The 19490-nt window shown below is 63.3% G+C and carries 13 protein-coding genes; 9 read left to right on the top strand and 4 right to left on the bottom strand.

The features are described 5' to 3' along the window. Window positions 1-172: 172 nt before the first annotated feature. Window positions 173-7336, bottom strand: coding sequence for an Ig-like domain-containing protein (locus ACN0X9_RS00865; protein ID WP_417485745.1), 7164 nt, complete (start codon window positions 7334-7336; stop codon window positions 173-175). Between the two features lie 234 nt (window positions 7337-7570). Here ACN0X9_RS00865 and ACN0X9_RS00860 point away from each other — a divergent pair, with 234 nt between their 5' ends. Together ACN0X9_RS00860 and ACN0X9_RS00855 are read left to right on the top strand one after the other, a co-directional pair. Further along, the gene (locus ACN0X9_RS00860) at window positions 7571-8968 is read left to right on the top strand and encodes an MFS transporter (protein WP_417485744.1); all 1398 of its coding nucleotides are present in this window, start codon (window positions 7571-7573) and stop codon (window positions 8966-8968) included. A 104-nt stretch (window positions 8969-9072) separates the two neighbouring features. Further along, the gene (locus tag ACN0X9_RS00855; protein WP_417485743.1) at window positions 9073-10842 is read left to right on the top strand and encodes a hybrid sensor histidine kinase/response regulator; all 1770 of its coding nucleotides are present in this window, start codon (window positions 9073-9075) and stop codon (window positions 10840-10842) included. A 4-nt stretch (window positions 10843-10846) separates the two neighbouring features. On the opposite strand, the gene ACN0X9_RS00850 is transcribed toward ACN0X9_RS00855, so the two are convergent. Beyond that, on the bottom strand, window positions 10847-11491 hold the full coding sequence (locus ACN0X9_RS00850) for a response regulator transcription factor (RefSeq protein ID WP_417485742.1): 645 nt from the start codon (window positions 11489-11491) through the stop codon (window positions 10847-10849). A 446-nt stretch (window positions 11492-11937) separates the two neighbouring features. Here ACN0X9_RS00850 and moaA point away from each other — a divergent pair, with 446 nt between their 5' ends. The 7 genes from moaA to ACN0X9_RS00815 are packed head-to-tail and all read left to right on the top strand — an operon-like array spanning window position 11938 to window position 16610. Next, window positions 11938-12942, top strand: coding sequence for a GTP 3',8-cyclase MoaA (gene moaA, locus ACN0X9_RS00845; protein WP_417485716.1), 1005 nt, complete (start codon window positions 11938-11940; stop codon window positions 12940-12942). A 5-nt stretch (window positions 12943-12947) separates the two neighbouring features. Next, a complete protein-coding gene (locus ACN0X9_RS00840; RefSeq protein ID WP_417485715.1) occupies window positions 12948-13205 on the top strand; it encodes a MoaD/ThiS family protein in 258 nt (85 codons plus the stop codon). 2 nt (window positions 13206-13207) lie between these two features. Next, window positions 13208-13663 carry a molybdenum cofactor biosynthesis protein MoaE gene (locus ACN0X9_RS00835; protein WP_417485741.1) on the top strand — a complete coding sequence of 152 codons (456 nt, stop codon included), beginning with the start codon at window positions 13208-13210 and terminating at the stop codon, window positions 13661-13663. Further along, on the top strand, window positions 13660-14175 hold the full coding sequence (locus ACN0X9_RS00830) for a molybdenum cofactor synthesis domain-containing protein (RefSeq protein ID WP_417485740.1): 516 nt from the start codon (window positions 13660-13662) through the stop codon (window positions 14173-14175). The genes ACN0X9_RS00835 and ACN0X9_RS00830 overlap by 4 nt, the downstream gene beginning before the upstream one ends. 1 nt (window position 14176) lies before the next feature. Further along, entirely contained in the window at window positions 14177-14668 is a 492-nt protein-coding gene (gene moaC / locus ACN0X9_RS00825; RefSeq protein WP_417485739.1) for a cyclic pyranopterin monophosphate synthase MoaC, read from the top strand. Then, complete coding sequence (gene glp / locus ACN0X9_RS00820) at window positions 14665-15855, top strand: gephyrin-like molybdotransferase Glp (RefSeq protein WP_417485738.1); 1191 nt, start codon at window positions 14665-14667, stop codon at window positions 15853-15855. The genes moaC and glp overlap by 4 nt, the downstream gene beginning before the upstream one ends. Then, a complete protein-coding gene (locus ACN0X9_RS00815; protein ID WP_417485737.1) occupies window positions 15852-16610 on the top strand; it encodes a sulfite exporter TauE/SafE family protein in 759 nt (252 codons plus the stop codon). The genes glp and ACN0X9_RS00815 overlap by 4 nt, the downstream gene beginning before the upstream one ends. 65 nt (window positions 16611-16675) lie before the next feature. Here the strand turns inward: ACN0X9_RS00815 and gabT are convergent, their stop codons facing one another. Together gabT and ACN0X9_RS00805 are read right to left on the bottom strand one after the other, a co-directional pair. Continuing rightward, window positions 16676-17947, bottom strand: a complete 1272-nt coding sequence (gene gabT / locus ACN0X9_RS00810; RefSeq protein WP_417485736.1) for a 4-aminobutyrate--2-oxoglutarate transaminase — start codon at window positions 17945-17947, stop codon at window positions 16676-16678. 19 nt (window positions 17948-17966) lie between these two features. Further along, on the bottom strand, window positions 17967-19424 hold the full coding sequence (locus tag ACN0X9_RS00805; RefSeq protein ID WP_417485735.1) for an NAD-dependent succinate-semialdehyde dehydrogenase: 1458 nt from the start codon (window positions 19422-19424) through the stop codon (window positions 17967-17969). Window positions 19425-19490: the final 66 nt, after the last annotated feature.

Raw genomic sequence — 19490 nt, 5'->3', positions numbered from 1 at the left:
CTCGAGAACGCCCGATTAGTTTAGAACTAAAATATATCGGCACAAGAGCCGGACGTATCGGCCTGGACTCGATGCCATCAAAGGCGTTGCGGGTGCGAAGCCCCCGCTTCACACCCGCTCCGACACCCGGCGCTCACCCCTGAAGCCGGCGAAGCCGGCTTTCGCCAGGGTGTCAGTTGAAGCTGAACCGCAACTCGACCCGCGCTGCGCGCGCTTCGAAATCGGCTTCACCCAAACCGTCGACGTCCATTTCCAGCAGGATTGACGCTCCCGGTGCCAGCTGACCGCGCAGGCCCAGCTTGGCATCTGCGCGAACACCACCGGTGCCAACCAACCGGCCGTCGATATCAAGCAGCTCTGCCGGGTTGTAGTCCCACACGCCAGTCACACCGATGCTCGGCTCCCACCAACCGCCACTCGCCGTGCCGAAGCGATAGGCGACTTCCGGACCGGCGCGAAGCCGGCCGATGGCGATGGTCTGTTCGGGAATACTGATCCCGAGCGAGTCGGAATAGCCGTCCTGGGTCTCCTGGAAGTGGGCGAGGCTGACACTCGGACGGATCCGCCAGTCACCGGACCGCCACTCACCCGACAGGTTCATGCGGACCATGAAACGGTCGGTTTCGAAGGTATCCTCATAGAGACCAAGCGGATCGACGGTATTGTCGGACTGGCCATAAAGCGCCAGGGCATCAAACCAGACACCCTCGCTGATCTCGCGCACCAGATAGGGGCCCGCCATCCAGCCGGAACCACTGACCCGGGCGCCGCGGACGGCTCCGGCTCGCACAGCGATCTCGTCTGTGGTCTCGTCGGCCCAGTCATGCTGCAGCATCACGCCGGCAACCGTCCGGTCATCGACCGCCCAGTCAACACCCAGCTGCACCACGCCAAAGGCGCTGTCGGCCGCATCGCCCGAGCGTTCATCAGACACCGAGGCGTAGTTGGCAGCGAGCCAGATGTCGGCACCACCGCTATCAGCCGATCGGGCCACACCCTCGCCAGGCATTTGCGGAGTACTGGCGGCGGCGTGATTGCGCATGCCGGCCAGGCTGGCGCCCATCGACACCATGCGATTGCCGCCATTGATATCGGCCGAGAACTGACCGGGCGAGCTCGTGTTCCGGTCCCGGACGCGACGCGTCAGCTCCGGAGCCGCATTCAGAAGGCTGTCAGCACGGCGAACCAGGAAGTTGCGGATCGCACGCTGGGTGGCCAGGCGGACTTCCGCCTCGTCACGCGTGTTGGCAAAGGTACAGACGATGTTTTCGTTGGCATCGAGATCGATATCAACGCGCCCGGCTGCCAGGTCGATGACGCTGCCATTGTCGGTGTCGCCAACGCAGGAAAGAGAGTCGAGCCGCCACCCTTCCGGCAGGCTTTGGGTGACATCATAGCTGCCCAGCAGCTTGCGGACTGGCGTACTCGCCGCATGTCCACCCTGCGTGGTCAGGCTGATGGCATCAAGATCGGCATCCGACGAAGCAAAGTCGAATGTCGCGTCTCTTTGCACGCCACCCGGCGTGGTCGAAACCAGCTGGATCGTGCCCCGGCGCTCGGCGATGGTCACGGTCAGCGGGATCGCCACGACGGTCGTGTTTCCGGCTGCCCGGGCATGGGCGTTCGGCGTCTTGGCCGCGGCGCCGCCACCGCTGAGATTGATCACGGTCACGGTGCCGGTATAGGTGCCGGCTTCCAACCCGTTGGCGAGTTCATTGACCGAAATGGTCAATTCCAGTTCTCCCAGTGACGGGATGGTGCCAGTCCGTGGATCAACATCGAGCCAGGGCACATCGACCTCGACCAGGAAGTCGACCGGTTGACTGCCGGGATTGGTGACCCGCGCGGTGGCCGAAATTTCAGTTGGATCTTCGACATCTTCAGCCACGACAACAGCGACTTCGATCGGTTCGGCGACCGCTTCGAGGCTCGCCTCAGCCGCCAGGCTGTCATTGCCCGCAGCGTCCGCAGCGGCGCCCGCAGCAACGCTGAGCGTGATCGTCCCAACCGTCTGCGGCGTAACCGTCACGGACCAGCTGGTCGTGTCGATGGCTGCAAATTCAGACAGGTCGCCATTACTGACGGAAATATCGTCCACAACAAATCCGGTGACCGCTTCGGAGAACGTGAAAACCGCTGTGAACACGCCTTCGGTCTCTTCGCCCGGCACGGTAATTTCCAGGCTGGGCGGTGTGTTGTCTGTGATGATGGAGTAGGTGTCCGCCGCTGTATTGCCATTGCCGGCGCCATCGACTGCACTGTCGGCTGCAAGGTCAACGGTAACCGGGCTGCCGCCGGACGGGGTCACGACCACGGTGTAGACTGCCCCGTCACCCGCCAGATCGGACAGATCGGCATTGGTAACCACGAGATCAGCAAGCTCAAAGCCGGTGACATCCTCACTGAACGTGATGGTCAGCGTAAAGGCGTCGACAACCGGTTCGATCGCCCCGGAACTCAGCACCACGCTCGGCGCGGACTGGTCGTTCTCGATAACGAAACTGGTCGCCGCGACATTGCCGTTACCGGCATCGTCGGATGCGGAGTCCGCGGCCAGGTCAACAGTCACAGCGCCATCGGCAGAGGGTGTAATGGTCACCGACCAGGACGCAGCAGCCCCGCTCAGGCCAGAGGCCACGCCGTTGTCGACAACAAGGTCAGCCAATTCGAAACCGCTGACCGCCTCGGAGAACACAATGTTCAACACGAAGGCCCCGGCCACCGGATCGCTGGACGCGCTCGACAGGACGACCGTCGGGGCGCTGGCGTCTGACGTGATCGAGAACTGGCTCGCCGCCACATTGCCATTGCCGGCATCATCTGTCGCCGCATCGGCGGCCAGGTCGACAGTCACCGCACCATCAGCCGTGGCCGTGATCGTCACTGTATAATCTGCACCAGTACCGGACAGGTCCGAGGCCGTTCCGTTGGAGACGACCAGATCGCTGAGGGTAAATCCGGTGACGTCTTCCGAGAAGGCTACCTCCAGCGTGAACGCGCCGGAGACCGGATCGCTCGCGGCGCTCGACAAGACCACCGTCGGCGCGCTGCCATCTGATGTGATCGAGAACTGGCTCGCCGCCACATTGCCATTTCCGGCGTTATCTGTCGCCGCATCGGCGGCCAGATCGACAGTCACCGTACCATCGGCGGTCGCCGTGATGGTCGCTGTGTAATCAGCGCCGGAACCGGACAGGTCCGAGGCGGAGCCGTTGGAGAGCACGAGGTCTTCCAGGGCGAAGCCGGTGACATCCTCCGAGAAGGTTATATCCAGCATGAACGTGCCGGAGAGCGGATCGCTCGCGGCGCTCGACAGGACGACTGTCGGGGCAATGACGTCATTTTCAAGGATGAAGGTGTTGTTATTGGTGCCGGTCGGGACTGTGCTCGCCAACATGGTGCCCGCGACATCGGCAATGTCGTTGCCACCGGCGAGGGTCAAGGTCACCGTACCGTTGAGTGTCGCCAGATCACCCCCTTGTGCCGTCACCGAGTACTGGTAGCTGGGCCCGTCCGGGCCCAAGCCCTCGGCACTGGCCCGACTGCGTGCGCCGTCCGCAGCCCGGCCCCGGCGACCGCTGACATACAGAGTCGCCGTCGTACCGGCTATCCGGAAATCGCTCGCATCGACATTGCTGACATCCTCCGAAAAATTGATACCCCAGACAACATAGTCCGAGTCCGTCGTCTCGTCGGTCGGATAGGATCGCTCGATCGTGGTGAGCGTCGGCGCAACCGGGTCGTTCACAAAATAGTTCGGGCCGGCCGCTGCATTGCCGTTGCCCGCTGCATCCGTCATCTGATCGGCGGCGAGGCTGAGAATGACCTGGCCCGCAGCTGTCGGTGAGATCGTGGCGATGAAGTCGTCGCCATTTGCGACCAGCGCCGTCACGGTTCCGTTGCTCACGGCAAGGTCATCGCTTGTGAAACCGGTCACGGCTTCACTCAGGCTGACGGCAACATCGAAGCTGCCGGATACATAGTAGTCGTCCGAGCTGAACGAGACGACCGGCGCAGTATTGTCCATCGTCACGGCACGCTCGTCGGCGCCGCCCGTCACCTCCAGGGAGGTAAGCCGGTTGCCGCCCAGGTCCGTGATGTCCAGGCCGCCGGTGGTCAGGGTGACCAGACCATCCTTGTTGGCCAGGTCACCGCCCGTGGCCGTGACGACGATGACCGTCGATTGCGGCTGACTGACAGACAGGGTGTTGCCAAAGGAATTGACGAGCGCAAAGTCGCTTGCATCCACATTCTCGACCGCTTCAGACAGGGCGATCGCCCACTGCAGTGTGTCGGAATTGGTCGGCGATCCACCGGTGGTGACGAATTCGACATTGGTCACATACGGTGCGGTATTGTCGAAATACTCCGACCAGGTTTCCGCGGCCGTGTTGTCATTGCCCGCCGTGTCCTGTGCCACCGCGGCGTCGATGGCCAGAGAAATCAGGCCGTCCGCTGTCGGCGTCAGGTTAAAGGTGAAGAAGCGGCCGGCGACGGTTTCAACGATGTCAGACGCCGTCGCGTTTCCGATGTCGAGGTCGCTGGCATCGAACCCGGTGACAACTTCGGAAAACACCACCGTGACCTCAAACGGGTCTGAACTCCCGCCCGTCCCATCTGTATAGATGGTGGTTGTCGGCGCCGTATTGTCGAGCCAGAAAGTGTTTTCATTGGCACCGGTCGGAGCGGTGCTGCCATTCAACTCATTGCCGTACTCGTCCGGATAGAAACCACTGTTCAGACGCAAGCGGACTTCGCCATTGGCACTGGCCAGGTCACCGCCGGATGCGGTGATGTAAAAGCCGATGGAATAACGCGTGACCTCGAGGGTCGCCGTCGAACCCGTCAGCGTGAAATCATCGGCATCGAGCGAGAAGAAGCTGGAGATCGACGAGAACTGCATGTCCCAGGTGAGACTGTCGGCATTGGTGTATTCGCTCGCCGGTGTCTGGCGTGTGAGGCTGGCGATGACCGGGGCGGCATGGGAGACCCGATAGGTGTCCTCATTGGCGCCACTCGGGCTGGTTTCCGTCAGGGCCAGACCATTGGCGTCGGTGATCGATGCACCCGCCGCGAACGACAGCGTCACCGTGCCGGTCATCGTGGAAATATCCCCCCCACCGACAATCACTTCATAGGCATTGCCCCCCGCACTGGCGACAGAAATCACGGAGCCCGTCGTTCCATCGACCGTGAAATCCGGAATTCCAACGCCCTGCACGGCTTCGGAGAACGTCACGAGCCAGGTCAGGCTGTTGGCATTGGTGTACTCGTCTGTTGGCGTATCGCGCTCGATGGACAGGACAGTCGGTGCCGTTCCGTCATAGGCAACCGAGTACTCGCTCGCCGCCGTGCTTGTATTACCGGCCTCGTCCTCAGCCGCATTGGCTGCGACATTGATCGTGATCGGCGTATTCCCGTTCACGGTCGCATCGGCTGTGTAGACGTCGCCGGAGCCGGACAGATTGTCGAGCGTGACATTGGTGGCAACGACATCGTCCAGCGTGAATCCGGTGACATCCTCATCGAAGGTGAAGGTCACCGTGAAATCGGAAGCGGCCAGCGCCGGGCCGGAAATGGTGAGACCAGGCTTCGTATTGTCGATTTGATAAAACTCTTGCGACGTCGCCGCCCCATAGCTGGTCATCGCCCGACCGGCGACATCCTCGATTGTCATGGAGTGTTGCCCGAACAGGGTCAGCGAGACGCTTCCCCCAGTGCTGTGATTGCCGCCGATGGTGGCCAGGTCACCGCCACTGACCGTCACTTGATATTGGCTGGGCGAGGTCGAAACGACCTGCGTAATGGTGCCGGTTGTCGGGCTTGTGGCATCGTCACTGATCGTACGCAGGTCAGCAGCATCAAAGCCGGTCACGTCTTCGGTGAAGGTCACGGTGAATGTCAGACTGTCCGCATTGGTGACCTCGGACGCCGGGTTGAGCCGCTCGACTGTATCAATCCGCGGAGACTTGAGGTCATAGGCGATCGAGAAGGGAGTCGCGGCTGCGTTGTCATTGCCGGCCCTGTCCGGTGCCGCGCCCGCTTCGAGCTCGACCGTTACGGTGCCCTCGGTGTTGGACGTCGGCCGGATTGTCACCTGGTAGTTCGAACCGGAACCAGAGAGCCCCGATGCCGTACCATTGGTCACGGTCAGATAGCTCGACTGGAAATGGACGTCCTCGGATACGCTGATATCCAGAGTGAAATTGTCGATCGCTGGAGAAACCACAGCGCTGCTCAGCGTGTAGACCGGCGCTTGCGTATCATAGACGCCCGCAAACTGGGTCGCCGCGGTGTTGGCGAACCCGTCTGCATCGACGGCAACCCCGGCAGGAAGGTCAACCGTGAAGGCCCCCTGAGCAGTGGGCGTGACGGTCAGCGTGAACGAGCGCGAGCCTGAACTCAGCACGGCAATGGTTGCGTTGGAAAGCACGAGATCGGTCGCGGGGTCGAACCCGGTCACGCTTTCGGAGAAGGTGATACCCAGCGTGAGGGGTCCAGAGTAGGGCGACAGGGACCAGGGGTTCATCGCGACCGTCGGAACGGTCACGTCCGATGAAATTGAGAACTGTGTCGACGCCGTATTGGGGTTGCTCGCGTCGTCGTAAAGGCTGCCAGCGGGCAGATCGACCGTGATGGTTCCCGCGTCGAGCGGGCGCAACACAAAGCTGCCGGACGTGGCATAGGCGTTGAATGAAAAGCTCTCCAGGCTGGCATTGGACAGCACGAGATCATCGGAACCGAATCCGACAATCAGGTCGGCGAAGCCATCCTGCGGCGTGCACGCCACATCGACCGTGAAGGTGGACGTCACCGGCGCCGACGCGGCCGAAGAGAAGGCGCAATTGGGTGGTGTGTTATTGACCGTCGTCCCTTCCGGGGAGACCGTCGCAAGATTGGTCAGCGCAACACCAAAGAGATTTTCGATATCCTGACCCGCGACAAGAACAAGATCGACATGGCCGTTGAGGTCAGCCAGATCTCCACCCTCTACGGCGGCGCGATAATAGCGGGCGTCACTGCCGGTACTGACCAGGTTGGTAATCGTCGCGGTCGAGCCGGTGACTTCGAAATCAGTCGCATCGACATTGCGGACTTCGCTGTCGAACGAGATATTGAAGGTCAGGGTGTCGGCATTGGTGTAGGTTGACCCGTTCACGGTTTCCAGCCGCGGCGCGGCGGGCACGGCGTGTGAAACGGCGGGCGCCAGCAGCGCCAAGCCGGCAGCAGCAACCACCATCCGGCCTGTTGCGGGGAGCTGGGAACGGACCAATTGCGCTGCCTGTTGACCGAATTGGACAACCGCGCGCGACGCGCGTGAAACAATCGACACCATCACTGAACTCCCCTGACCGCTGCGAACTGCCGGAAGGCTTCCCTGAAACCCGGGCCCGGCATCCCCTTGCGCAACCTCAAATCGAACACCCCCCATCCCGCCACAGGCGCACGCCCGCAATCTGGATAAAGGTTTGATTTAAATTTGATTGGGCCGGATTTTGCCGGTAGCAACAATCACCCAAACGGGTGGTCTTGCCGACCGTTCACACGGTCGCTTGAAAGGCCTGCGCTGATGAGTCTGCCCAATACCCATTTACCGATCACGCCATCGGCCCGCACGCCTCTGGGCATCGGCACACGCATTGGATACGGCATCGGCGATTTCGGCTTTGTGGCGGCCTGGCAGGGCGCCGCGCTGTTCCTGCTCTATTTCTATACGGACGTGTTGCATCTCTCGCCCTGGGTCGCCGGCGCGATCTATCTGACGGGCATGATCTGGGATGCGGTCTCCGATCCATTGATCGCCAGCCGCGCCGAACGGTTCGCGGCCCGCCGGGGCCGCTACGGCCCGCTGTTGCGACACGCCGCCATTCCGCTGGGAATAAGCTACACCCTGCTGTTCACGGTACCCGCCGGCGGTGCAATCTGGACCATCGGCGCCGCCTTTGTCGGTCACCTCATCTTCCGCACGGCCTACACCTATGCCAGCATGCCCTACAACACATTGCCCGTGCGCCTGACCACCGACGGTGACGTGCGCAGCAGCCTGTCCGCCCTCCGGGTCATCGGCGCGGCATTGGGCGGGCTGACTGTCGCCATCGCGACCCCCCTGCTTGTCCAGTCCGTTGCCCATGCCGGCGAGCGGACCGGGTATGCTCTGGCGTCGTTCGTGATCGGTGCCCTCATTGTCGCCATCCTGCTGGGATCCAGCCTGGCGACCCGGGAACCCGACCAATCCCGGCCCTTCGCACCCAAGGCCAATATTCGTCAGGACATTCTGGAACTCTGGACGGCCACCCGCCGCAATGGGCCGCTGCAACGCCTGCTCGTTCTGATGATGTTGGCGACCATTGGATTCGCGCTGTTCACGCAGAGCCAACTCTATTTTCTCAACCACGTCCTGAATGCACCCGACATCACCGCCGCGGTTCTGGCAGGTCCGGCCCTGGCGATGATCATCACGGCTCCGCTGTGGATGATGCTGTCAGCCCGGACCTCCAAGCGATCAACAATGATCAGCGGCCTGCTGGTCGCGACGGCCGGCTATGTATTGATGGGGCTGGCCCCGATCGGCGGGACAGCGGTCGCCCTGGCAGCCGTCTGCCTGATCGGCGCCGGCAGCGCCGCCATCCCGGTCATGTTCTGGTCGATGTTGCCCGATGTGATCGACCATGGCGAGCTGAGCACCGGCATCCGCGTTGAAGCCCGGACCTTTGGGCTGACCACCTTTGTCCAGAAATGTTCGGCCGGGCTGGCGGCACTGCTGACCGGCGGATTGCTGACACTAACTGGCTACGCCGCGGAAGAAGCACCAGGTGCACATGCCCTCGATTCCATCACCGCCATGGTGTCCTGGATTCCGGCTGCATTCATGCTGGCGATGGTGATTGTGACCCGTCGATATCCGGTCAGCCGGGAACAACACCGGTCCATCATCAATCAATTGGCCACCCGCAGCGACACCGGTTGAGCCGCCTTCTCACCCGTTCGGGCGGTTGAGCCGAACCGACCACGGTGGCAATCTTGCGGGAAGGCTCCACGTCGGCGCCAGCTGAGGCGTTCCGAGGGCCCTTCATGACCGATCCCGCCCGAGACAATCCGGAACCCGCGACGCCTATCCATGCAGACCTCGATCAGCGCCGTCTCGATCAGGCCCGGCTGTTGCACGCGCGTACCCGCACCTCATGCCTGGTCGTCGAATGCGTCGTTCTTTATCTCGCGGCGCTTGTCGTCCTGAATGGCGACGTGCGGTTTGCCGGCCTGTGGCTGGCCTGCACCAGCTCGATGGTCGCGGTCGTCTACCTGGCAGCGAAGCTGCTGGCGCCGGACGGAGTCACCAGCGAGAATTACAAGCGATACCTGACGGTACACACGGCGATTTCCGGCGCGACCGGTCTGGTCTGGGGCGGCCTCGCCATCGCCTATCTCGACGCCGACAACCTGTTCAACCTGTTCATCGCCATCAATATGGTGTTCTCGATCACGGTCGGCGGGATGATGCCCAGCGCTGAATACCGTCCGACCTATGTCAGCCTGGCCACCAGCACACTCTTTCCCTTTTCCGCCTACTGGCTCCTGACCGTCGAGGGGCCGCTGCGGATCATCGGGATCGGATTGCTGATCTATTACGCCTTCGGATTGATGGTCAGTGCCCGGGCCGAACTGCAGACGATCGCCACACTGGCCGCGGCGCGGACGGCAGAGTTGACCCGCAAGCTTCAGGAACAGAACCGCGTCATCGAACAGGCCAGCGCCAGCAAGTCCCGCTTCCTCGCCGCAACCAGCCACGACATGTCCCAACCCCTGCAGGCGCAAAGCTTTTTCATCACAGCCATGCGCCGCACCCTGAACCAGCCCGACCAGGTCGAGATGCTGGACAAGATCGAGGGGTGCTGGCGGAGCCAGCAGCACTTGCTGCAGGCGCTTGTCGAGACGGCGCGACTGGACAGTGGCGCCGTGATTGCCCGCAAACGCGTGTTTGACCTCGCGGCAGAACTGGACGGGCTCAGGGCTGAGTTCGGTGCGATGGCGGTGGATGGCGACATCGCTTTGATCATCAGCGAGGCTCCGGTCTGGGTCGAAAGCGACCCTTTGCTGGTCACACGTATCCTGCGCAACCTGCTTGCCAACGCCATCCGTTACACGCCGCCCGGCGGCCGGGTCGATCTGCACTGGCATCAAGAAAATCTCTCGGTTTTCGTCGAGGTTGTCGATACGGGACCGGGCATCGAGGCGGCCGACCGGGCCCGGATTTTCGATGAGTATGTCCAGCTGGGTTCATCCGGGAATGACGCACCACAAGGGCTTGGCCTGGGGCTGACCATTGTCAGTCAGCTCGCCCGCAAGCTTGACGTGGAACTACGCTTTGACAGCGAACCGGGCGTGGGAACCCGGGCCGGTATCGTGCTGCCCTTCCGCCAGGTTCAGCCGGCAGCCCGTCCCGAGACACCCGCCATTACGAGCATCGCCGGCTCGCCGCTGGTCGTTCTCGTCGAAGACGAAGCGGCACTGCGCGAAGGACTGACCATGCTGCTGACCGATTGGGGTTGCCGTGTGATCGCGGCGGCGTCCGGCGCGGAAGCGCTTGAGCTGCTGTCCTGGGCCGACGCCGAGCCGGCGCTGCTGATCATCGACAAGCGACTGGCCGACGGCGAAGACGGGCTGGACACCATCCTGGCGCTTCGGGCGGAAGTCCTGAGCGATGTGTTCGCCGTATTGCTGACCGGGGACATCTACCAGTTCGAGCGCGTGGAGAGCATCGACAACATCACGGTTCTGGCGAAGCCGGCCGATACCACCCAATTGCACGCGATCCTGATGGAACACGTCCGGCCGGCCCCCTGACCGGCTAGATCAATCCGAGTGCCTGGGCCTTGCGCACGCAGGCGGTCCGGGTATGAACATCCAGCGCCTCGAAAATCGCCCGCATGTGGGATTTGACCGTGTTTTCGCTGATATTGAGCGTCGCCGCGACTTCCTTGTTCGTGGCCCCGCGCGCCATCAGATGCACGATCTCAAGCTGGCGTTGGCCGAGGCGCGGCAGCGGGCGGTCGCCACGGGGTAGCCAGTCATCATCCGTGTCGCCGTCGGCTTCCGGAGCTCCGAAAAAACGGCTCTGACCGGCCAGAATTCCGTCAACGGCCTCAAGAAGCGTGTCGGTATCCGCGGACTTGTGCACAAAGCCCCGCGCGCCAAGCTTTTTCATTTCCGCGAGAGGAGGCTCGGCACCGATCCCGGACAGCATCAGGACCGGGCAGCGCGACTTGCGCTCACGAATGGCGGCCAGCAGGGCGAGACCATTCATGGTCCGCATGACGAGGTCGAGGATTATCAGGTCATAACCGGAATCAGACGCGAAAGACTTGAGGAATTCGACCGGGTCATCGAAGACTTCGACGGTATGCCCTTCGCGCAATTGCATCAGCAATGCGCTGAAACCGTCGGAAAACATGCGGTGGTCATCAACCAGCGCAATCCGTCGTGTGGCTCTCATTTTTCGAGCGGCTCCGACATCCCTGTCCCTCATTTGCCCTTGTTCCAGATGATCGCTGCTGGTCGAAAAGGCAAGGCTGGAGATTGGTTTAACGCGCTGCGGTCAACTCGGCAAACTTATCAAAGCGGGGAAGTTCCGCGACGCCGGAACGCAAGCCGCGTTCAACGGGGCGACAGGCTGCCAACGCGCAATTCCAGGGTCACCCGGTCGCGCATGGCCCGGGCAAAGAGCTGCCTGACCCAACGACAGTGAGGGTCATCGAGTACCGGCGCCCAGTTCGCCCGCCGCGTCTTCCTCGGGTCATTTTGGTAATATCAATACTCCGGATGATTTTGCGGGCTTTGGCAATTTGGCGTGACATGCGACGAGACGTCACTTGCGGCGGCGCGGCGACATGATAATTGTCAAGCCAGAGTGATCAGGAGGCCCGGATGGACCGGCCGGACATGACCCTTCAGCGCGCGCCGCTCGTCGATACGTTCGGCCGGCAGATCACCTATCTGCGCCTGTCGGTCACCGACCGCTGCGATCTGCGCTGTGTTTACTGCATGAAGGCCAAGCCGACCTTCCTGCCCAAGGCGGACCTGTTATCGCTCGAGGAGCTGACAGCGGTGTGTGACAGCTTCATCGCCCGCGGGGTCACCAAGATCCGACTGACGGGCGGTGAGCCGCTGGTCCGCAAGGATATTTTGAGCCTGATCGGGAATCTGGGTGCGCGCATCGGCAAGGCCGGTCTGGAGGAGGTCTGCCTGACCACCAATGCGACCCAGTTGCCACGCTACGCCGCCGCCCTGGCCGAGGCCGGCATCCGGCGGGTCAACATCTCCCTGGACACACTCGATCGCGACACCTTCTCCACCCTCACCCGGGGCGGCCGGCTGGAGCAGACACTGGCCGGCATCAAGGCCGCCAGCGCCGCCGGGCTGCAGGTCAAGATCAATGCTGTCGCCATGCAGGGCGTCAATGACCGCCAGCTGCCCGCCCTCATCGAGTGGGCCCATGGCGAAGGTCATGACGTCACCCTGATCGAGGTGATGCCGATCGGCGAGGTCGGCGTCGACCGGGCCGACCAGTTCCTCTCTCTCGCCCGGCTTCGTGAGACGTTCCAGGCTCGCTGGACACTCACCGACCTGCCCGACAATACCGGTGGCCCGGCCCGCTATGTCCGGGTCGAGCAGACCGGCGGGCGCCTCGGCTTCATCTCGCCGCTGACCGGAAACTTCTGCGACACCTGCAACCGCGTCCGCCTCACCTGCACCGGCAAGCTCTACATGTGTCTGGGGCGCAATGGCGCCGTGGACCTGCGCGACGCGCTGCGCAATGGTGAACCCGATGCGCTCGACGCCATGCTCGACACCGCCATGCGCCAAAAGGCACAAGGACATGACTTCGATGTGTCGCGCGGCGCGGCGGCCGCCGTTCCCCGCGACATGGCGACCACCGGAGGCTGACCATCATGCAGCTTGAACTCGAATTCTTCGGCCCCCTCCAGGACCAGATCGGGAGCCGCTCGACCCGCATCCACACCCGGCAGGCACCCGATACCGTCGACAGCCTCATCGCCCTCATCACCGAAACACAACACGGACGAGACGCCCTGCGGGCCTCACATGTGCGCCTCGCCATCAACGACAGGATGGTCGCACGAAACGCGCCTCTCAACCTCACAGACGGCGACCGCATCGCCTTCATGTCACCCTTCTCAGGCGGATGACCATGAAACCGCTCATCATCCTCACCGACGAAACACTCAACACGCAGTCCTTCTGCGACAGGCTCGGTCAGGACCCCGCATGTGGTGCTGTTGCGAGCTTCTCCGGCCATGTGCGGGCCAATGCCGGCCTGACCGCACTCGAGCTGATCCACCACCCCGTGCTGACCGCGCACGCGCTTGAACAGATCGGTGAGAGCGCCATGGCGCAATTCAACCTTCAGGAACTCCTGATCGCGCATCGGCATGGTCGCATGACGGTCGGCGAGACCATCGTCCACATCGCTGCCACCTCCGCACACCGGCGCGCCGCGCTCGACGCTGTCAGCTATACGATTGATGTGTTGAAAACCCAGGCCCCCTTCTGGAAGCGGGAGTGGCGTGGCAATGATGCCGTCTGGATCGAGCCAACCGCAGACGATCACAATGCATCCGATCAATGGATGGAGACCACCCCATGACGAATTCTCCCGTGACCGTCGGTTTCGCCGTGATGACTGTATCGGACACACGCGACGACCGGACCGATAAGACCGGCCCCTGGTTGCGCGAACAGATTGCAGCGGCTGGCCACAGCGTCATCGACCACGCCATCATCGCCGATGAGGTGACATCAATCCGTGAGAAGGCGCGGGCCTGGATCGTCAATCCAGCCATCCAGGCCATCATCACCACGGGTGGCACCGGACTGACAGGGCGCGACATTACCCCGGAGGCGCTGCGCCCCCTGTTCGACAAGGAAATGGACGGGTTTGCAGCCGTTTATCACCAGGTCAGCTTCAGGTCAGTCGGCGTGTCGACCATCCAGTCACGCGCCATCGCCGGAATTTCGAATGGCACCTATATCTTCGCAATCCCCGGCTCGTCAGGCGGCTGCAAGGACGCCTGGAACCACATCCTGCGGGACGAGTTCGACGAAGCACACCGACCGTGCAACCTCATTGATCTCCTGCCGCGTCTGACGGAGCGCTGAAATGACAGAACGCCTCACCCACCAGGACGCCTCCGGTCGGGTACGGATGGTCGCCATCGGTGACAAGCAGACAAGCCAGAGACGCGCGGTCGCTGCGTCCCGCCTGTCGATGTCACAAGCTGCATTTGATGCGATCCGCAATGGCCAGGGCCCGAAAGGCAATGCCCTGTATGCCGCTGAACTGGCCGGGATCATGGCCGCCAAGCGCACATCGGATCTCATTCCGCTCTGCCACCCGCTGCCGCTCACATCGGTCAAGCTGAGCATCGAGGCGGCCACCTCCGGATGCGCTTTCGAAATCCGGGCCGACGTTAGCTGTGACGGCAAGACAGGGGTCGAGATGGAGGCCCTGACGGCGGCGTCGGTTGCGGCTTTGACGCTTTACGACATGGCCAAGGCGCTGGACAAATCCATGGTGATCGACGCGGTGCGGCTGCTCGAGAAGCAGGGTGGCAAGTCAGGTGACTACCAGCGGGCGGAACCAACGGCATGATCACTCTGGATACCGCGATCGACATCCTGCGCGCCAGGCTGACGGCGTTGGGTGCGGAAACGGTTCCGCTCTCATCGGGAGCCGGCAGGACCCTGGCAGAGGGCGTCTCGGCCCGTCGGACCCAGCCCCCCTTTCACGCCTCGGCCATGGACGGCTACGCGGTGCGCGCGTCTGATCTCCTTCGCGGCGAGACCCGCTTGACGCTGTCAGGTGAATCCGCAGCCGGTCATGCCAGCGAGCAACCGCTGCGTGCCGGTGAAACGATGCGCATTTCCACCGGCGCTCCTGTCCCCGCAGGCGCTGACCAGGTCGTGATCCAGGAAAACACCCGTTGTGAAGGCTCTGATATCTGGCTGACGGATGAGTCGAAGCCCGGCAAGAACATCCGGATGGCGGGGACAGATTTCGACGCCGGCACGGAGTTACTGAGGGCTGGGGACCGGATTACCCCGGCCGCCCTGTCACTGGCTGCCAGTTCCGGCGCGACGGAATTCAGCGTCACCCGCCGCCCGCGCGTCGCCATACTGTCAACGGGAGACGAGTTGGTCGAGCCCGGTGACGCCACCCGACCCGACCAGATCATCAACTCACTGGCCCCCGCGATCGCAGCGATGGTCAATGCATGGGGTGGCGTCCCCTCTTATCTGGGTATCGCGCGCGATGACCCGGCCGATGTTCGCGACAAGCTGGGCCAACTCGGCTCGGCCGACCTGCTGGTCACCATCGGCGGGGCGTCGGTTGGCGATCATGATCATCTGCGCGCTGTTTTTGGCGAGATGGGTGGACAACTGGCATTCGAGAAAATCGCCGTGAAACCCGGCAAGCCGACCTGGTTCGGCCAGTTGGATGACACCCACACGCTGGGCCTGCCGGGCAATCCGGTTTCCGCAATGGTCATGGCGCGACTGTGTCTGAAGACGGCCCTCACCTGTCTCTTGGGGGGGCGTGACACCCCCCTGTTCAGGCCCGCCCGCCTTGGTGTGGACCTGCCAGCCAATGGCGCGCGTGAGACATTCGTGCGGGCGCGGCTGGACGCCGCCTCGGGTCGGGTCGCACCACTGTCCAACCAGGATTCCTCGGCCGCATCAGCGCTCGTCGCCTCGAATTGCCTCATCCGGCGACCGGCAAACGCTCCGGCGGCTGGGTGCGGTGATCGCACCCAGATCCTCATGCTTGATCACCCATGACAATACTGGCGGGCCTGGCTGGCGCTTTCGCGCTTACCGCGCTGGCCTATGCCATGGTCGGATTCGGGGGTGGCTCGACCTACACCGCACTTCTGGTGCTCGCTGACACCGATTTCCGGATTCTCCCGGCGATCTCCCTGGCCTGCAATGTCACCGTGGTGAGCGGTTCCGTCGTCCAGTATGCGCGCGCACGCCTGATCCCCTGGCGTCGACTCTGGCCCCTGATTGCCTGCTCCGTGCCGGCAGCCTGGCTGGGTGGAATGCTGGAAATCCCGGAACGCCTGTTCGTGACGCTACTTGGCATGGCCCTGCTGGCATCGGCGATAGCCCTTGCGGTGCGCAAACCCGCACCCGCTTCCCGCCCGCCCCGCCTGATGCGCGGTTTGACTCCGGCACTGGGCGGCGGCATCGGACTGCTGGCCGGCCTGGTCGGAATTGGCGGCGGCATTTTTCTGGCGCCGCTGTTGCACCTTCTCCGCTGGGACGGTGCCAAGGCCATCGCCGCCTCTGCCGCGACCTTTATCCTCGCCAATTCCCTGGCGGGCCTTGCGGGCCAGGCGCAACGCCTGGTCGCGACTGGCACCCTGGCCGATCTGACGGCCTATTGGCCCTTGCTGCCAGCGGTCCTGATCGGCGGACAGGTCGGAGCCTGGATCGGACGGACGCGCACCTCGGACACCTGGCTGGTCAGGCTGACAGCCGCCCTTGTCTTCGCGGTTGCCGCCCGATTGCTCTGGCGCGCCATCACCGGCTGACATCGCCCCGGGCGGTCCTGCGCCACACCGTCAGCCATTTGGCCTGCCACCGGCAGATTTTCATCCTACGCGGCCTTCGTCGCGGCTTCGAAAATCGCCAGACCCTCATCCAGCTGGTCGAAGGGAATGGTCAGCGGTGGCAGGAAGCGCACGACATTGCCGCGAACACCGCATGAGAGCAGGAGCAAACCCTGCTGGCGGGCTTCGGCGACAATTCGGGCTGTGCGGGCAGGGTCCGCCCTCTCCGCATCACCATCAACCACGAACTCTGCAGCGCTCATCGCACCGAGCGTTCGCACATCGCCCAAACCCCTGTCTGCCTGGCGGATGGCTTCGCAGCACCGGACGATCCGGTCACCGATCTCCCTGGCCCGCTCGCACAAACCTTCAGCCTCGATTGTGTCCAGCACGGCCAGTCCCGCCGCACAGCCCAGCGGCGACCCGCCATAGGTTCCGCCCAGACCGCCCGGATTGGCAGCATCCATGATGTCGGCCTTGCCGATCACGCCGGAGATCGGGAAGCCGCCCGCCATGGCCTTGGCGACCGTCATCAGGTCAGGCTCGATACCGGCATGGTCACTCGCGAACATGGCACCGGTACGCGCAAATCCTGACTGGATCTCGTCCACGATGAGCAACATGCCGTGGCGATCACAGACCTCCCGCAGAGCCTGCATGAACGCCGGAGACGCCGCATAAAACCCGCCTTCACCCTGGACAGGTTCGATAATCATCGCCGCGACCCGCGAGGCGTCGATATCGGCCTTGAACAGACGCTCTAGCGCGACCAGGGAATCGTCTTCGGAGACTCCCAGATAGGGCGCCGGGAATGGCACATGGTGGATATCGCCCGGAAACGGGCCGAAGCCGGTCTTGTACGGGACCACCTTCCCGGTCAGCGCCATGCCCATCATGGTCCGGCCGTGGAATCCACCGCCGAAAGCGATGATGCCCGGGCGTCCGGTCGCGGCGCGGGCGATCTTCACGGCATTTTCGACCGCCTCGGCACCCGTCGTCAGGAAAATTGTCTTCTTCGGCGTGTCGCCGGGGGCTGCATCATTGAGCCGCTCGGCCAGCCGGACATAGCTCTCATACGGCGTCACCTGTGCGCAGACATGCGAGAAGTTGTCGAGCTGGGCCATCACTGCGGCCTTGACGGCCGGATGGTTGTGACCGGTATTCGTCACGGCTATTCCGGCTGCGAAGTCGAGAAAGCGGCGGCCCTCAACGTCCCAGATTTCGGCGTTCTCGGCGCGGGCGGCGAAGACCTGGTGCATCATGCCAAGGCCACGCGGAATGGCGGATTCCCGCCGGGACCAGAGTGTCGTGTTATCCATTACATGTCCTCCCACCGGCTTACGCCGACAGGCCTCCCATCAGCATGTATTTGATTTCAAGGTAATCATCGAGGCCGTAACGCGATCCTTCGCGCCCGAAGCCGGATTGTTTCACGCCGCCGAACGGGGCCGCGGCCGAGGACAGCACGCCTTCATTGATGCCAACCATGCCGTAGTGCAGGGCATCACCGACCCGCCACGCCCGGCCGAGGTCTCGCGTATAGAGATAGGCGGCAAGGCCGTGCTCGGTATCATTTGCCAGCTCGATCGCCTCGGCCTCTGTCGCGAAACCGGCCAAGGGCGCGACCGGGCCGAATATCTCTTCGCGCATGACGTCCATATCGGCCGTGACAGCGTCAATCACGGTCGGCTGATAGAAGAGGTCGCCAGCCGGGTGTTTGGCGCCGCCGGTCAGGACACGCCCGCCCTTGGCCAGCGCGTCGGAAACCATGCGCTCGACCTTGGCGAAAGCCGCCTCGCTGATCAGTGGACCAATCTCGGCCCCGTCCTGATCACCCGGCCCCACCGTCAGGGCAGCGACGCGCTCGGCCAACCGGCCAGCGAATTCATCCTTGACGCTGTCATGGACAAAGATGCGGTTGGCACAGACGCAGGTCTGACCGGAATTGCGGAACTTCGAGGCCATCAGACCGTCCAGCGCCGCGTCCAGATCCGCATCCTCAAAGACGATGAAAGGCGCATTGCCGCCCAGCTCCATGGACACCCGCTTCACGGTCGGGGCGCATTGCGCGATCAGCTTGCGACCGACCCCGGTTGATCCGGTGAAGGACAGCTTGCGAACGGTCTCGCTGGCAGTCAGCACCGCGCCGATCGCGGCAGCGTCGGTGCCGGGCACGATATTGAAGACCCCGCCCGGGAGTCCGGCTTCGATGCCGATCCGGGCCGCCAGCAGGGCGGACAACGGGGTTTCAGCAGCGGGCTTGGCGACCAGGGTACACCCTGCGGCCAGCGCGGCGGCGGCCTTGCGGACCAGCATCGCATTGGGGAAATTCCACGGCGTGATGGCCGCGCAAACGCCGACCGGGGACCTGGTGACAAGGATGCGCCGGTCGGCCCCCGGAGCCGGGATCACATCGCCATAGGCCCGTGTCGCTTCCTCGGAGAACCAGTGCAGATAGGACGCGCCGTACATGACTTCGCCGCGGGCTTCGGCCAGGGGCTTGCCATTCTCACGGGTCAGCGTGCGCGCCAGTTCGTCGGCGCGCTCGATCATCAAATCGGCCCAGCGGCGCAGGATTGCCGCCCGCCCCGCAGCCGGCATGGCCGACCAGTCGGCCAGCGCCGCGTCGGCCGCCGCGATCGCGTCTCGCGTTTCCTGTTCGCCGCAATCGGCGATCGAGGCAATTACATGTCCGGTGGCCGGATCCCGGACGTCAAAGCGGCGACCAGTATCGGCATTCTGCCACGCGCCACCGATCAGCGCCTGGGTTGGAACAGTCTGATTCACATCCAGCATTTGGTTACCCCCGCACATTGTCATGGGGCCAGATTGTACGGTCAGTGGCAAGGTCGGTAGGGCCAG

The organism is Maricaulis sp. (genome assembly GCF_048268525.1).
Classification (GTDB): domain Bacteria; phylum Pseudomonadota; class Alphaproteobacteria; order Caulobacterales; family Maricaulaceae; genus Maricaulis.
This window is presented reverse-complemented; position numbering and strand designations above follow the sequence as displayed.

What these genes read in the sequence shown, in the direction of transcription:
- ACN0X9_RS00865 (WP_417485745.1), bottom strand. Translation starts at nt 7,336, where the DNA reads ATGGTGTCGATTGTTTCACGCGCGTCGCGCGCGGTTGTCCAATTCGGT.
- ACN0X9_RS00860 (WP_417485744.1), top strand. Translation starts at nt 7,571, where the DNA reads ATGAGTCTGCCCAATACCCATTTACCGATCACGCCATCGGCCCGCACG.
- ACN0X9_RS00855 (WP_417485743.1), top strand. Translation starts at nt 9,073, where the DNA reads ATGACCGATCCCGCCCGAGACAATCCGGAACCCGCGACGCCTATCCAT.
- ACN0X9_RS00850 (WP_417485742.1), bottom strand. Translation starts at nt 11,491, where the DNA reads ATGAGAGCCACACGACGGATTGCGCTGGTTGATGACCACCGCATGTTT.
- moaA (WP_417485716.1), top strand. Translation starts at nt 11,938, where the DNA reads ATGACCCTTCAGCGCGCGCCGCTCGTCGATACGTTCGGCCGGCAGATC.
- ACN0X9_RS00840 (WP_417485715.1), top strand. Translation starts at nt 12,948, where the DNA reads ATGCAGCTTGAACTCGAATTCTTCGGCCCCCTCCAGGACCAGATCGGG.
- ACN0X9_RS00835 (WP_417485741.1), top strand. Translation starts at nt 13,208, where the DNA reads ATGAAACCGCTCATCATCCTCACCGACGAAACACTCAACACGCAGTCC.
- ACN0X9_RS00830 (WP_417485740.1), top strand. Translation starts at nt 13,660, where the DNA reads ATGACGAATTCTCCCGTGACCGTCGGTTTCGCCGTGATGACTGTATCG.
- moaC (WP_417485739.1), top strand. Translation starts at nt 14,177, where the DNA reads ATGACAGAACGCCTCACCCACCAGGACGCCTCCGGTCGGGTACGGATG.
- glp (WP_417485738.1), top strand. Translation starts at nt 14,665, where the DNA reads ATGATCACTCTGGATACCGCGATCGACATCCTGCGCGCCAGGCTGACG.
- ACN0X9_RS00815 (WP_417485737.1), top strand. Translation starts at nt 15,852, where the DNA reads ATGACAATACTGGCGGGCCTGGCTGGCGCTTTCGCGCTTACCGCGCTG.
- gabT (WP_417485736.1), bottom strand. Translation starts at nt 17,947, where the DNA reads ATGGATAACACGACACTCTGGTCCCGGCGGGAATCCGCCATTCCGCGT.
- ACN0X9_RS00805 (WP_417485735.1), bottom strand. Translation starts at nt 19,424, where the DNA reads ATGCTGGATGTGAATCAGACTGTTCCAACCCAGGCGCTGATCGGTGGC.